13 protein-coding genes are annotated in these 15,443 nt (G+C 35.9%); 8 read left to right on the top strand and 5 right to left on the bottom strand.

Annotated elements, in window-relative coordinates; translation table 11 throughout:
• Positions 1-52: 52 nt before the first annotated feature.
• Positions 53-2,326 (bottom strand): 5-methyltetrahydropteroyltriglutamate--homocysteine S-methyltransferase, encoded by a 2,274-nt coding sequence (metE, locus tag DKK79_RS13335; protein ID WP_110424499.1) that lies wholly within the window; start codon positions 2,324-2,326, stop codon positions 53-55.
• A gap of 211 nt (positions 2,327-2,537) precedes the next feature.
• Between metE and DKK79_RS13330 the strand changes: the two genes are divergently transcribed.
• Positions 2,538-2,909: a hypothetical protein gene (locus tag DKK79_RS13330; RefSeq protein ID WP_110424498.1), complete on the top strand. Its 372-nt coding sequence runs from the start codon at positions 2,538-2,540 to the stop codon at positions 2,907-2,909.
• A 58-nt stretch (positions 2,910-2,967) separates the two neighbouring features.
• Here DKK79_RS13330 and DKK79_RS13325 read toward each other — a convergent pair whose 3' ends face one another.
• Positions 2,968-3,519, bottom strand: a complete 552-nt coding sequence (locus DKK79_RS13325) for a YagU family protein (protein ID WP_034882391.1) — start codon at positions 3,517-3,519, stop codon at positions 2,968-2,970.
• A 365-nt stretch (positions 3,520-3,884) separates the two neighbouring features.
• Here DKK79_RS13325 and DKK79_RS13320 point away from each other — a divergent pair, with 365 nt between their 5' ends.
• The 6 genes from DKK79_RS13320 to DKK79_RS13295 all read left to right on the top strand — a co-directional run bounded on the left by DKK79_RS13320 (position 3,885) and on the right by DKK79_RS13295 (position 10,375).
• Positions 3,885-5,237, top strand: coding sequence for an Nramp family divalent metal transporter (locus DKK79_RS13320; RefSeq protein ID WP_110424497.1), 1,353 nt, complete (start codon positions 3,885-3,887; stop codon positions 5,235-5,237).
• Positions 5,238-5,505: 268 nt separating this feature from the next.
• Positions 5,506-7,167, top strand: coding sequence for a DNA repair protein RecN (gene recN, locus DKK79_RS13315; protein ID WP_110424496.1), 1,662 nt, complete (start codon positions 5,506-5,508; stop codon positions 7,165-7,167).
• 52 nt (positions 7,168-7,219) lie between these two features.
• Entirely contained in the window at positions 7,220-8,446 is a 1,227-nt protein-coding gene (gene coaBC, locus DKK79_RS13310) for a bifunctional phosphopantothenoylcysteine decarboxylase/phosphopantothenate--cysteine ligase CoaBC (protein ID WP_110424495.1), read from the top strand.
• The gene (gene dut / locus DKK79_RS13305) at positions 8,430-8,888 is read left to right on the top strand and encodes a dUTP diphosphatase (RefSeq protein WP_110424494.1); all 459 of its coding nucleotides are present in this window, start codon (positions 8,430-8,432) and stop codon (positions 8,886-8,888) included. The genes coaBC and dut overlap by 17 nt, the downstream gene beginning before the upstream one ends.
• Positions 8,885-9,478 carry a nucleoid occlusion factor SlmA gene (gene slmA / locus DKK79_RS13300; RefSeq protein ID WP_110424493.1) on the top strand — a complete coding sequence of 198 codons (594 nt, stop codon included), beginning with the start codon at positions 8,885-8,887 and terminating at the stop codon, positions 9,476-9,478. The genes dut and slmA overlap by 4 nt, the downstream gene beginning before the upstream one ends.
• A gap of 60 nt (positions 9,479-9,538) precedes the next feature.
• The gene (locus tag DKK79_RS13295) at positions 9,539-10,375 is read left to right on the top strand and encodes a mechanosensitive ion channel domain-containing protein (RefSeq protein ID WP_110424492.1); all 837 of its coding nucleotides are present in this window, start codon (positions 9,539-9,541) and stop codon (positions 10,373-10,375) included.
• Between the two features lie 51 nt (positions 10,376-10,426).
• On the opposite strand, the gene cysE is transcribed toward DKK79_RS13295, so the two are convergent.
• Together cysE and DKK79_RS13285 are read right to left on the bottom strand one after the other, a co-directional pair.
• Entirely contained in the window at positions 10,427-11,188 is a 762-nt protein-coding gene (gene cysE / locus DKK79_RS13290) for a serine O-acetyltransferase (protein WP_110424618.1), read from the bottom strand.
• A 179-nt stretch (positions 11,189-11,367) separates the two neighbouring features.
• Positions 11,368-12,603, bottom strand: a complete 1,236-nt coding sequence (locus tag DKK79_RS13285) for an oligosaccharide MFS transporter (protein ID WP_110424491.1) — start codon at positions 12,601-12,603, stop codon at positions 11,368-11,370.
• A gap of 194 nt (positions 12,604-12,797) precedes the next feature.
• On the opposite strand from DKK79_RS13285, the gene DKK79_RS13280 reads away from it, so the two are divergent.
• Entirely contained in the window at positions 12,798-13,802 is a 1,005-nt protein-coding gene (locus DKK79_RS13280; RefSeq protein WP_110424490.1) for a LacI family DNA-binding transcriptional regulator, read from the top strand.
• Between the two features lie 35 nt (positions 13,803-13,837).
• On the opposite strand, the gene DKK79_RS13275 is transcribed toward DKK79_RS13280, so the two are convergent.
• Positions 13,838-15,307 (bottom strand): glycoside hydrolase family 32 protein, encoded by a 1,470-nt coding sequence (locus DKK79_RS13275; RefSeq protein ID WP_110424489.1) that lies wholly within the window; start codon positions 15,305-15,307, stop codon positions 13,838-13,840.
• Between the last annotated feature and the right edge of the window lie 136 nt (positions 15,308-15,443).

Below are 15,443 nucleotides of genomic sequence, written 5' to 3'. Positions count from 1 at the left end.
AGGCGGCGGTAATTAAGACAGACAAAGCTAATTAACTTTATAAAAAACAGTGTTAATTAAGAGTCTTTCTCACTTCTAAGGTTGCTTGAACTAGATGTTCTAAGCTTTCAACTACTTCTTTTTCACCGCGAGTTTTTAAACCACAATCTGGATTAATCCACAATTTTTGCTTATCAATTTTAGCCACTAATTTTTCAATGGTTGCTTTGATTTCCGCAACTGGTGGTACGCGTGGTGAGTGGATATCATATACACCAGGCCCCACTTCTGTTTTAAAGTTATTTGCTTTAAGCACATCAATTAATTGTAGATTTGAGCGTGATGCTTCAAATGAAATAACATCAGCATCCATTGCATCGATATCTTTGATGATGTCAGCAAATTCGCTATAACACATATGAGTATGAATTTGGGTATCAGCTTGTACTTTGCTGTGAACTAATCTAAATGCCGGAATTGCCCAATCTAGATATTCACTATTCCAATCCGCTTTACGTAGTGGTAATTTTTCTTTTAATGCCGCTTCGTCAATTTGGATGACTTTAATGCCAGCCGCTTCAAGATCTAATACTTCATCACTGATCGCTAATCCAATTTGGAATACCGATTCTTTTTGTGAAATATCTTCACGAGGGAATGACCAGTTTAGGATAGTCACAGGGCCAGTTAACATGCCTTTAACAGGTTTATCAGTTAAACTTTGCGCATATTTTGAATATTCAACCGTAATTGGTTTAGAACGGGAAATATCACCCCAAACAATTGGTGGCTTAACGCAACGCGTACCATAAGATTGTACCCATGCTTTTTCAGTAAAGACAAAGCCATTTAAACTTTCACCGAAGTATTCCACCATGTCATTACGTTCAAATTCACCGTGAACTAATACATCAATACCGATCTCTTCTTGTAGTTTGATACATTCAGCAATTTTTTTCTTATTAAATTCAGTGTATTCATTTAGGCAAATTTCGCCTTTTTTGAATTTAGCACGATTTAAACGTACATCCGGCGTTTGTGGGAATGAACCAATAGTAGTAGTAGGTAATAATGGCAAATTAAAGGCTTTTTTCTGCGCAGCTTCACGTACTGAAAACTCAGGTAAACGAGTAAAATCAGACTCTTTCAGTGCCGCCACTTTTTGGCGGACCGCTTGGTTAGCGCCTTCACGTTCACGGGTAAACAGAGTTTGGTTAGCTTTGTAAGCCGCATTGTTATCAGGATTGGCTTCATTAAGTAATTGACCTAGTTCAGCAAGTTCTTGTAGTTTTTCTTGGGCGAAAGCAAAATAAGCACGTTGTTGAATAGTTAATTTCGTCTCATTTTGTAGCGTATAAGGTACATGCAATAATGAACACGAAGTATTTACCACCACGTTTGCCGCTTTTTGTTTAATTTTAGCTAATAAAGTTAAGGTTTTTTTGTAATCATTTTTCCAAATATTTTTACCATTAACGACACCGGCAAATAAAACTTTATCAACAGGGAAGCCATTATTTTCAAGTAAGGCTAATGTTTGCTTACCTTCAACAAAATCCAGACCAATACCATCAAACGGTAATGCAACCAGTTCTTTATAGCAGTCACGCACATCACCAAAATAGGTTTGTAACACAACTTTAGTTTTACCTTTAACTGATAAGATAGCTTGATACAGTTCGTTAAATAGTGCGATATCTTGTTGACTAAGATCCGTCACTAAAATTGGTTCATCAATGTGGATCCAGTCAGCACCAAGTGCAGTGAATTTTTCGATGATTTCTTGATAGGCTTTAATAATGTCTGCCTTAAAATCAACCAGTTGTTTGCTGCCTAAATATTGGGCTAATTTGAAAAAGGTTAATGCCCCAATAATAACCGGTTTAGTTTGGATACCTAATGCTTTTGCTTCTTGATATTCATCAAAAGGTTTTGTACTGGCGATTTTAATTTGCAGTGAATCTTCAATTTCAGGCACTAAGTAGTGGTAATTGGTGTTAAACCATTTCTTCATTGCTAACGCACGCACATCACCTTTTTCACCTTGATAACCACGCGCCATTGCAAAATAGCGATCGAGTTCAGGTAAACCTAAATCTTGATAACGTTTGGGAATAACATTAAGTAAACATGCAGTATCAAGTACGGCATCATAAAATGAAAAATCATTTGATGAAATAAATGCGATTTTTTGCGAAGCTTGTTGTTGTAAATGTTCCGCACGTAGTGCTTTTGCTTCACTTAATAATTCAGCTTGGGTTTTATTACCTTTAAAATAAGCTTCGGTGGCAAATTTTAATTCACGAAGCTTCCCAACTCGAGGGTATCCGATAACAGCAGTATTCATTTTGTCTTCCTTTCATCACATTTGGTTAGTAATAGGAAAGATAACAAAAAAAAATGTTATTGAATAATTCTAGTTTTTTATTGGTTGGTATAGTTTTTATCTATAATGAAATCATCCACCATTTTCACTTAATCAAAAATTAACTATATTTGTTTAATAGCCATATATTAAGATAATAAGAAATTCTATAGCATGATCAGCAATAGTTACTATGTGTATTATTCTTTATTTAATTTATTTTCTTGAACTTACTTTGATCTGTCCGTCATTAGGTAATGACCATATCGGTGTTATGACGACTCAGTCGATTTTGAACTTTTTTATTATGGTTTTTTTCTTGTTTAACTGCATTGTCAATATTCTGTATTGGCTATTTAAATCACATAAACATTGGTTTGATTATACTGCGGTTGGATTATTATTTGCGGTTATTATTTTTATCCCTGTGAATAATTTTATGGTGGAAAAGAAAAAGGAAGCTCGTCAATCAATTAGGGTTGAGCGACAACTTAGTGATATAAATGCAGATAGAGTGGTGAAGATTAACCTAAATATTTCACATAAAAAAATGATTAATAATTAATTTATCTTAACTTTAAACCCTCCTATCTTGATTGGGACAGAAGGGTAGTAAACAATATTCATTTTCGCCATTCACCATGAATCGGTCTAGAAAAGTGAGCGAGTACGGCAATCATACAGATCTCGATTGATACCCCCCAATAAATATGGCCTAAGATTTCACTCCATAACTCATAACCATTTAAATTCCACAACCAACCTATTGTTCCTTCAGGTGCATAAGCCGGATGACGGAAGCCTAATAGTGGAATAAAAAAGCCATGCATAACAACAGTAATAATTAATCCATAAAAGGCTCCATACCAAAGTCGGATTTTATTCCAAAAATAAGCGATAAATACATAAACAAAAGCAAAAGCGAAACTGAATAACCAGTGATAAAGGGTGACCGCGCCCAAAACGTTTGCACCTTGATAAATATAATCAAGGGAATGAGAATTAATGCCTAACCAACCAAGCCAAGCATCAATATGTGCCGCTGGTGGCGAAATTTCACCGGGAACTCGAGGTGGCATATTAACTTCAGATCCCCATTTGACTAATGAACTGATAAAACCACCAATAATTGTTGTCCAAATGATAATTTGACGATTTGTTTTATTTCCAAACATTGAAGTTATTCCTTACTATATTTAATAGAATTAAATTAAATAGCCAATAATATAAATAAAATGTGTTCTATCTAAGTTCTACCTAAATTCGGTAGGACGTTTTATCGTATATTCGTTTAAAACAAAATTTGCTTGCTCAGTATTACTTTTGGGGTGGACTAATATAGCTTTAATCAGTCATAATGGTTAGATGCCGACATACCGATTTATAGACTAATTACGGTTAAATAATATACGCTTTTAAATCTAAATAATACACATTATCCTGATCATAATTTCTAAAAAAACTTAAAATGGTTAATTTAATTGATAATGATTCTCATTATCATATATAATGGCAATATATCAATTTTGAGGTTTTGATTATGTTGAAAATATCCACAGTAAGTTTAGAAGAGATCAATAATACTGTTCATATTCCCGATCCAAATGCGAGTTTTCTTCGAAAGCTGTGGGCTTTTTCTGGTCCGGGGGCTTTAGTAGCGGTTGGTTATATGGATCCCGGTAATTGGATCACCTCAATTCAAGGTGGTGCGCTTTATAGTTATTTGTTGCTATCAGTGATATTAATTTCTAGCTTGATAGCCATGTTATTACAGGCCATGTGTGTCAAGATTGGCGTAGTTACCGGCATGGATCTTGCTCAAGCAACTAAATCAATGGTGGGTAGAAAGGTAGCATTTTGTTTATGGATATCAACTGAATTAGCGATTATTGCCACAGAAATTGCTGAGGTTATTGGTAGTGCCGTTGCTTTGAATCTTTTGTTTGATATTCCATTATTGATTGGTGTTTTATTAACGGTTTTTGACGTTGTTATTCTATTAATTTTAATGCGGTTTGGATTTAGGAAAATAGAAGCGATCGTCTTTTGTTTGATTGCGACAATATTTATTATCTTCACTTATGAAGTGTTAAGAGCTTCACCGGCATTGAGTGACATTATAAATGGCTTTATACCAAGAACGGACATTTTTACGGCTTCAATCAAAGGCCATGATTCAGCATTGGTTATTGCGCTAGGGATTGTTGGTGCAACTGTTATGCCACATAATTTATATCTACACTCTTCTATCGTTCAAACCAGAAAATATGACAGAAAGAATCGAACTAGTCTAAAAGATGCAATTAAATATGCCACCATTGATTCTAATATACAGTTATCCTTTTCGTTCATCATCAATTGTCTATTATTGATTCTTGGTGCTGCCCTTTTTTATGGCAATAATCCCGATGATCTTGGTCGATTTACACAGCTATATGATGCTTTGAAAGATCCAAATATGGTTGGGCCGGTAGCCAGTTCGATTATGGCAACATTATTTGCTGTGGCGCTACTAGCCTCAGGTCAGAACGCCACTATTACCGGCACATTAACCGGGCAAATCGTGATGGAAGGGTTTATTAATCTCTCTATTCCGCTTTGGGCTCGGCGAATGATTAGTCGAGGATTGGCGGTTACGCCAGTGATTTTATGTATCTATATCTGGGGAGATAAGGAAAATATTGTTGAGAATTTATTGATTTATACTCAAGTATTTTTAAGTATTGCCTTACCGATTTCAATGGTGCCTTTAATTTTGCTTACTTCAAATAAAAAAATTATGAAGGAGTTTGTTAATAGTAAGTTAACGATTATTTTAGGCTGGATAGCGACTATTGCACTAGTGGTTTTAAATCTGCAATTGATCTATGAAGTTATTGCTTCATTATATTAGCTCTGTTTTAGGCCATTGAAATTTCTCCTTATCAATGGCTTTTTTGAATTTTTAGTGGCCGATAAATCTCTCACTATCACTTATTTACTTATTTATTTAAAAAAATGAATAAGCTTTAAAAGTATCTTAAACCCTATCAGCACAATAATTCTAGCAAATATCCTCGAATAAAATCGTCATATTATTTAAAAAGCTGTGTTTATTTACAGTGTTATTATTGATATACTCGCATTAATTTTAATCAGTTGCATACACTTATTGAACTATTATGATAACTCAACTTACTATTAATAATTTTGCTATTGTCGATCAGTTGTTAGTTGATTTTACAACAGGAATGACGGCAATAACGGGGGAGACCGGCGCGGGTAAATCGATTGCGATCGATGCTTTAGGGCTTTGTTTAGGAAATCGTTCTGATGCTTCAGCCATTCGCAATGGCGCGGATCGGGTAGATATTTCTGCCAGTTTTGTTCTTGATGATACTCCGGCGGCACATTCGTGGTTAACCGAGAATCAACTTGATGAAGGTAATGAATGTATTTTAAGGCGAGTTATTAATCAAGATGGACGTTCTAAAGCATTTATTAATGGTCGCGCAGTGCCTATTTCGCAATTAAAAGATTTAGGGCAAATGTTAATTCAAATTCATGGACAACATGAACATCAACGTCTATTACGTAGTGATTATCAACAAATTTTACTTAATCACTATATGAATGAGCCGACATTATTGTCACAAATGCAACAAGCTTATAAGCAATGGAAATCTGCCACCCAAGCTTATCAGCAATACCAAGCTTCCAAACAAGAGCGGGATGCACACCTACAGTTATTGCAATATCAATTAAAAGAGTTAAACGAATTTTCTCCTATTGACGGTGAATATCAACTGATTGATGAAGAATATAAAAAGTTGTCAAATAGTGAGCAGCTAATTAATCTTAGCCAACAATCTATCATGCTATTAGATGAAGCAGATGAATATAATGTTAATAATATGCTCAATAGTGTGAAGCAGAGTATCCATGAGTTAGTAACATTAGATCCGTCGCTAAATGATATTTTAACAATGTTAGAAGAAGCCGCTATTCAAATTAAAGAAGCTAGCTATGAATTACGTCATTATAGTGAAAGCTTAGAGCTTGATCCGGCAAGAGTAATGCAACTTGAACAACGGTTATCAAAACAAATTGCCTTAGCGCGTAAACATCATGTTTCTCCCGAGGCATTACCCGAGTTACATCAAAGTTTATTAAATGAATTTAAACAGATTAATCAACAAGATGAACAAGGTGAGCAATTACAAGAAGAGATCAAAAAGTATCAACAAATTGCCCTTAAACTTGCCACTAAATTACATCAAAAACGATTAACAGTGAGTAAAACGTTAGCTAAAAAAGTCATGGCGATTATGCATGAATTATCGATGCCAAATGGTCAATTTAGTATAGATGTTGTATTTGATGAAAACCGATTGAGTGAAGATGGCGCAGACCAAGTCTGTTTTTTAGTGAGCACTAATGCCGGACAAGAGGCACAGCCTTTAGCAAAAGTAGCATCGGGTGGGGAATTATCACGTATTGCCCTTGCCATACAGGTTTTAACCGCACAAAAAATGGATACGCCAGCATTAATTTTTGATGAAATTGATGTCGGTATCAGCGGACCAACTGCCGCTAAAGTCGGACAGTTATTGAGGCAGCTTGGTGAGTCAACCCAAGTGATTACGGTTACCCATTTGCCGCAAGTTGCCGGTCAAGCCAATCAACACTATTTTGTCAGTAAGCAAACAACGGGTAAACAAACCTCGACAGATATGCAAAAATTAGATAAAAATGGGCGTATAAATGAGCTTGCACGATTGTTAGGTGGGGATAAAATTACCGATGCAACATTGGCCAATGCGAAAGAGTTACTTATTATCTAAATTAATTATGGTAATATAACGCTTTTAACAGAGATCGGAGAGTAACGAGATCATGAGTCTATCTGGTAAACATATCTTATTGGGGATAACAGGCGGCATTGCTGCTTATAAATGCCCTGATCTCGTTCGTCATTTAAAAAAAGCGGGCGCGCAGGTCCGTGTAGTAATGACTGAATCAGCGAGCCATTTTGTCACGCCAATGACACTGCAAGCGCTATCTGGTAATGCGGTATCACGTGATTTATTCGATCCTTCTGCCGAACTTTCGATGAGCCATATTGAATTAGCCAAATGGGCTGATTTACTATTAATCGCGCCGGCTACAGCCAATATTATTGCAAAAATGGCAAATGGTATTGCTGATGACCTTTTATCGACCATTTGCTTGGCAACACCAGCTAAGATCGTCATCGCGCCAGCTATGAATCAACAGATGTATAAAGCCGCGGCAACTCAACAGAATTTAGCGAGCTTAGCTTCACGTAATACCTTAATTTTAGGCCCCGATGATGGTTTCCAAGCTTGTGGAGATTTTGGTCCAGGGCGAATGGTTGAACCGGCAACCATCGTTGAACATGTTGAAGGTTATTTTCTCGCAACTGCAGCACTTGTTGGAACCGAAATTACCATTACCGCAGGCCCAACCATTGAAGAGCTTGATCCGGTTCGTTATATCAGTAATTACAGTTCAGGTAAAATGGGGTATGCTATTGCACAAGCGGCGGCGGAAATGGGCGCAACAGTAAATTTAATTAGCGGTCCAGTTAATTTAGCAACTCCCAATAATGTTAATCGCATTAATGTAAAAAGTGCTAATGAGATGTGTGATGCGGCGTTAAAGCTTGCTACAAAATCGGCGATTTTTATCTCTTGCGCCGCTGTTGCTGATTATCGAGCAGAAACTATTGCTAAGCAAAAAATTAAAAAAACTGATGATAATAATGAACTTGTGATTAAATTGGTTAAAAATCCTGATATTGTAGCTAGTATTGCTGCGTTAAAAAAGGGGCGTCCGTTTGTTGTCGGTTTTGCAGCTGAAACCAACAATATTAAGGCTTATGCCCTTAAAAAATTAACTACTAAGAATTTAGATTTGATTTGTGCTAATGATGTGTCTGATAAGAGCATAGGCTTTAATTCTGATCAAAATGCATTAACCATTTATTGGCAAAATGGCGAACAAACGTTACCATTAAGCAGTAAACAACAATTAGCAAGAGAATTACTTCAAGCAGTTATAACACGATATAAAGCGAGTCATGATGAAAAGAAAAATTGATATTAAAGTATTAGATAAACGTTTAGGTAACGAGTTTCCACTGCCAAGTTATGCTACCGAAGGTTCTGCTGGTATTGATTTAAGAGCGATGTTTGATAAAACAACGGAAATCAAACCAGGTGAAACAATCTTAACTCCAACCGGCTTATCAATGTATATTGCTGATCCTAGCTTAGCGGCATTAGTGTTACCTCGTTCAGGACTGGGTTCAAAAAACGGTATTGTGCTAGGTAATTTAGTTGGTTTAATTGATTCTGATTATCAAGGTCAATTATTTGTGCCAGTTTGGAATCGAAGCCAAACTCCATTTGTTATTGAACCGGGCGATAGAATTGCGCAATTAATTATTGTACCAGTCGTGCAAGCTGAATTTAATATTGTTGATGATTTTGTTGAATCAACACGCGGTGAAGGTGGATTTGGGCATTCAGGTAAGAAATGATCGTGAGTAACAAAAATAAAAATCGTAAAGAAGATATACTCCAAGCATTAGCAACAATGCTTGAATCCAATGAGGGAACACAACGGATAACTACAGCTAAATTAGCAGCAACGGTTGGTGTTTCTGAAGCAGCATTGTATAGGCATTTTCCAAGTAAGACGAAAATGTTTGAAAGTTTAATTGTTTATATTGAAGATATTTTGCTTTCACGAATTAATGTGATTATGCAAGATGAGCCTAAAACATTTACACGACTACAGCTTATTTTGGCTTTAATTCTTGGTTTTTCGGAAAAAAATCCAGGGTTGACGCGAATTATGACTGGGCATGCGTTGATGTTTGAGCAAGATCAATTACAAGAACGAATCAATCAATTATTTGAACGTATCGAAACGCAGATAAAACAAGTCATACGAGAAAGAAAGATTCGTGAAGGCGTGGCCTTTACCACCGATGAGCGTGTTTTATCTAGTCAGTTACTGGCTTTTTGCGAAGGGATGATGGCACGCTATTCTCGTTCTGGTTTTAAATATCTGCCAACAACCAATTTTGAAACCCGTTGGGCTTTATTAGCAAAACAGTTAGTTTAACCGATTTAATCGTAATTATTCACTTAACGATTTCTGTTATTTTTTACAGAGGATAATTTCATGAGTTTTGAAAATATAGCAAACCAGATTTGGTTATTTATTGAAAAATATGATGGCGTAGTAGTTAGTTATATAGCTCATTTTTGTTTTGCCATTGTTATTTTTCTCATAGGTCGAACAATTGCTAGATTTGTTGCTCGTCAACTAAGAAGAATTTTAACTAATCGTCATGTCGATCCAACAGTAGTTAAATTTGTTAGTTCGCTATCTTATTACGCCATTATAGTTATGACATTAGTTGCCGTGCTAGGGCAACTTGGTGTGCAAACCGCTTCAATTGTTGCGGTAATCGGTGCGGCAGGCTTGGCGGTAGGTTTAGCTTTGCAAGGGTCGTTGTCGAATTTTGCTGCTGGTGTAATCTTAATTATTTTTCGTCCTTTTAAAGTCGGGGAAACCGTGGTTATTAATAACCAAAAAGGGGATATTGATTCAATTCAAATCTTTTCAACCACTATTGTCACCCCAACAAATGAAGTAGTCGTTATTCCAAATAGCCAAGTAGTTAGTGCCAATATTATTAATTATACTCGCTTACCGGAAAGACGTTTAGATCTAGTGGTTAACGTTGGTTATAATTCAGATATTCAACAGGTTTATCAAGTATTAAGAGCGGCAGTAAACAAAACTGATAATATTTTAACCAATAAGGCGCCAACTATTCGTTTGGATTTGTTGGATGCTTCATCCATGAATTTTAATGTTCTTGTTTGGACGTTAAATGCTAATTATGGATCAGTTAAAGCGGCATTACTTGAAAATATTAAAAATGGCCTAACTGAAAATGGTATTAATATTCCGTACCCAACTATGGATGTAAATCTTAATTCCCAATCGTAATTTACAATTATGGTATTCCGTTGCTTGTCAGCAACGGAATGGCCTTTGAAATTAGATATCTTGATCCATATTTAATGCTGGTTTATCACAATCAGGACAACCAACAACTTTAGCCGGCACACCCGCAACGGTGGTATGTTTAGGTACTGGCTCTAAAACCACTGAACCGGCACCGATTTTCGCACCTTTACCGATTTCAATATTTCCTAAAATTGTTGAGTGGGCACCAATCATTACACCTTCGCGAATTTTAGGGTGACGATCACCATTTTCTTTTCCGGTACCACCCAGTGTCACTGATTGTAAAATAGAAACATCGTTTTCAATAACGACGGTTTCACCAATGACAATTCCGGTTGCATGGTCAAACATCACTCCGCAGCCAATTCTTGCTGCTGGATGGATATCCACGCCAAATACAATGGCAATTTGGCTTTGTAAAAAGGTTGCCAGTGATTTACGGTTTTGTTGCCAAAGCCAATGTGCAATTCGATAAGCTTGTAGTGAAAGAAAACCTTTATAATAAAGCAGCGGTGTAGAGTAGTAATTGGTTGCCGGATCACGAATATAAACCGCAAGTATATCAGTAATCGCCGCAGAGATAATGTTGTTATCTGCCTGATAAGCTTGTCTAGCAATTTCACGAATTTCCATTGCCGGTACAACTTGCGTCGCTAGTTTGTTAGCGAGAATGTAACTTAATGCACTATCCAAATTTTCATGATTAAGTAAGGTTGCATGAAAATAACTTGCTAACATTGGCTCACTTTCAACGAGCTTGGACGCTTCTTGTCGGATGGTTTGCCATAACATTTCAGGTTTAACTACTTTTTTGCTCGTATTCACACCAAGTACCTATATCGATTTAAAGGTTAGTTTCAATAGTTTATATTGTTTCGCAAACCAAGAATAGAAGCAAGCTTTCTCTAGTGAGATTATAAAATGGGAGCAATGTGTTCCCATTTTTACAATATCACAAAATAAATGTGTGGTTATTTTTCTATTTTTTTCTTACTGTCACTTAACGTAAATGTTGCGATAAATAGAATGACAAATACGATTGCCGCAAGGATATAGAAAGTCGTTGAATATCCTGTTTTATCAAATAATTTACCGACTATCCATGATAATACTATCACCCCAACATTGGATGAAATATTGAATCCCACTAAATATAAGGTAGATGATAGTCGTGCATCAAAGTTAGCTACAGCATATTTAAATACCGCTAGAATAAACAATGGTGTTTCAATGGCGTGGAAAAGTTTAACCAATGAAATTAGATAAACATTATCCAATGTTGCTGATAATGAGATTCGGCAAACCATTACCAAAGCCGCGGCTAATAATGCCTTTTTAGCGCCAATTTTGTTAATAAAATAAGGGGCTAAAATCATACAAGCTGCTTCTAAAAAGACTTGGAAAGAGTTTAAATATCCATAAATTTGATATCCTGTGTCAGGTTTTTCAAAGAAGCTAGTATAAAAATTTGGGAATAGTTGCTGATCATAAATGGTATAAAAACTGTTAGTACCAATTATAAAAAAGACAAATAACCAAAACTTTTTCATACCAAATAGTGAGAAAATTTCATTCATGGTAGGGATAGTTGGCTTTTGTATTACTGCTTTATCGGTTGCCGAAAATTGTTGCGTAGGTTTGTAAATTAAATTGATAGTGAAATAGACAGCGGCAACGGCAGACGCCATCCAGAAGTTAATATGGGGGTTGATGCCAAATAGAATCCCGGCAACAAAAGTTGCTGCGGCATAACCAAATGATCCCCAGAATCTTGCTGGACCAAATTCAAAACCAAATAATCGACTAATACGCTCAATAAATGAATCAATCAAAGCACATCCAGAGATAAAACCTGCACTTAAAACCGGAGCGCCAATACAAACACCTAAAATAAAATCATTGCGCAATAAAGGTTCATATACATAGATTAAGAACGGCCCAATAAGTAGCATGATAATACTTTGGAAGGTAATTACCGCTTTGCCGATCTGTAATTTATCTTGGATAATGCCATAAAAAATCATAAAAAACATGGCAGCAGCAGAATTAGCTGAATAAACAATCCCTAATTGTTCACCAGATAATCCAATTTCATTTTTAAGCCAAATGGCATAAAAAGACCACCATAATGACCATGCTGCATAAAAGGTAACAAGATAACCTGACGAGAACCAATAATTGCTATTTTTAATCATATCTATTTTCATTTTTATTCTCTTTTTTGTGGAAGTTTAACGTTAACATGTTAATGTTAACATTATTGTCATAATTGAAATAAAATAGAAACAATCAATTGTCATAAATGTTACTTTCCTCACACTTTTTATCATTTTTATTTGTGGTATCATCACACTAAGTGAAAATTAATTATTATTTTAATGCTGAGTAAAAGGATTGAACTATGGCTTCACTAAAGGATGTTGCTAGATTGGCATCAGTTTCATTGATGACGGTTTCGCGGGCAATCAATAATCCTGAAAAATTAAATAAAGATACGTATAAGAAAGTGAAGAAAGCTATTGAGGAGCTTAATTATGTCCCTGATTTATCGGCACGCAAGATTCGTGGTGATAATTCTGGTCCATATGCTATTGGAGTGCTGGCATTAGAAACTGCAACAACGCCATTTTCTGTTGAATTGCTTCAAGCAATAGAAAAAACCGCGCAACAACATGGTTGGAATACATTTATCGTCAATTTATTTGATGATAAAGATGCTGATCATGCGATTAATACTCTTTTATCTTATCGACCTAATGGCATCATCTATACCACAATGGGTTTAAGAAAGGTTCAGCTTCCCGATAAATTGCTAGGTAAAAATGTGGTATTAGCAAACTGTATTAGTGATTCAGAGCAACTGGCGTGTTACATTCCCGATGAATATACCGGTCAATATCAAGCTATGCAAAATGTGATAAACAAGGGATACCAAAAACCTTTATGTATCTATTTATCAGAAAATACCTTAGCTGGAAAAATTAGGCGTAAAGCTGCTGAGCAAGCGTGGTTAGATGCCGGTAACGATTTAAATGATATGAACAGTTATCATACTTCAATGTCACCCGAAAATCTTGCTTTAGAATATATGATGACGATTGAAATTTTGGCAAAGCATTGTATTAACAAACCTGATTTTGATGTATTAGTTTGTGGTAATGACCGAATTGCCTTTGTGGCTTATCAATTTTTACTTGGTAGAGGATTTCATATTCCCGAGGATGTGGCGGTGCTTGGCTATGACAACATGGTCGGTACCGGTGAACTTTTTTATCCTTCACTAACGACCGTACAATTACCGCATTACGAGATTGGTGAAAAAGCCGCCTTGCATATCATCAACGGTGAAAATGACAAGACTATTACTCAAATACCATCACCTTATTTAGCAAGAGAATCTTTATAACTTAAAAACCACCATTTCTGGTGGTTTTTTATAAATTATTCATAAATTGATTTTAATTGCCAACTCGCCAATTTGCTTATTTGGGTTTGTCCATTTTCGGCAAATAAGTTAATTACTCTTTTTGCCGGTAATTTAGGGTAAATACGGCTTGAAAGGCTATATAAATCTTTATTTACAAAAACTTCGACTGATGAGGCATCTACAAAAATATGCAGTGACAGTTTCTTCGTTTTGGGTAAGGGTACACTTCGATAACCTTTTAAGTCGATTCCAGAAAGACTTCGATCAAGAATGATACGGTTAGCTTGACGGTCAATATACAGTAAAGTCGCTTGTTTACCATCTGGCGTGGCAGCAAGTTGTAAGCCAAAACGTTCGGCATTACTATTGGCTAAATCAATTTCAACATTAAGTTCACAACTGATTGACTCAATTTCGGTGTTTTTTAACTCACTATTTAATTCGATATTGGTCAGTGATTTAGGTTGGTTCCGAAGCGCAACAAGTTCTTTTATAGGGCGATTACGAACTCTATTTTGGCCATCTAGGATTAATTCGCGTGGTAAAGTAAATGCTCCCATCCATTTATCGTGTTTACTTGGCATTTTCGATTCCCACATATCCATCCAACCAAACATAATACGACGGCCATCAGCCGCAAGGAATGATTGCGGTGCATAAAAATCATGGCCATAATCCAGCTCTTGGAATGATTTAATCACTGTGTATGGTTTACCTGGTTGCCAATCTCCGACAACATAGCCCGATTGGAATCGATTTCGATATTGATAACCTTTTGCCTGCATGCCTTGTGGTGAGAACATCAATATCCATTTATCGCCTAATGGAAAAAAGTCTGGGCATTCAAGCATATAAACATTTGGAGCAATATCACTAATGAGTACCTGATCGAATTTCCAATCTTTTAAATCAGTTGAATGATAAAGTAACACTTGACCGACATCATTGGTTTCTCGTTGGCCAACTACCATCCACCACTTACCATTTTGTTGAAAAACTTTAGGATCACGAAAATGCATAATCCCTTCTTTAGGAGTAAGTACCGTGCCATGTTTTTTAAAATTAATACCGTCTTTACTAGTGGCAAGGCATTGGGTTTCTCGGATATGTTCGTCATTACCTTGACCATTTAACCAGATGTGGCCAGTGTAAATTAAGCTCAATTCGCCATTATTATCAACGGCTGAACCGGAAAAACAGCCGCTTTGGTCATAATCATGATCTGGGGCAATAGCAATTGGTAATCTTCGCCAAGTAATAAGATCATCACTTACTGCATGTCCCCAATGCATTGGTCCCCAATTTTCATTATAAGGATGGTGTTGGTAGAAGGCATGATATTGTCCATTATAATAGACTAATCCATTTGGGTCATTCATCCAACCAGCTTGAGGTGCTAAATGGAAATGAGGATAATATTGTTTATTCATTTCTTCTTCTAATTTTTTTACCGCTTGGTTAGCTTTATCAATTGCGTTTGTCATAACATTCCCTTCTTTCATCATCAGTTAAGTTAATCTGGTTACATACTACATTAAATTATTTGTTAACGTTAACTTATAATGAAATAAACGTTAAAATATGTGATGATAGTCACATATTTTTAACGTTAACAATAAA

Origin of the sequence: Gilliamella apicola (assembly GCF_003202915.1) — a bacterium.
GTDB lineage: Bacteria > Pseudomonadota > Gammaproteobacteria > Enterobacterales > Orbaceae > Gilliamella > Gilliamella apicola_Q.
The sequence above is the reverse complement of the archived record's forward strand: the minus strand, read 5'-3'. Positions and strand labels throughout refer to the sequence as shown.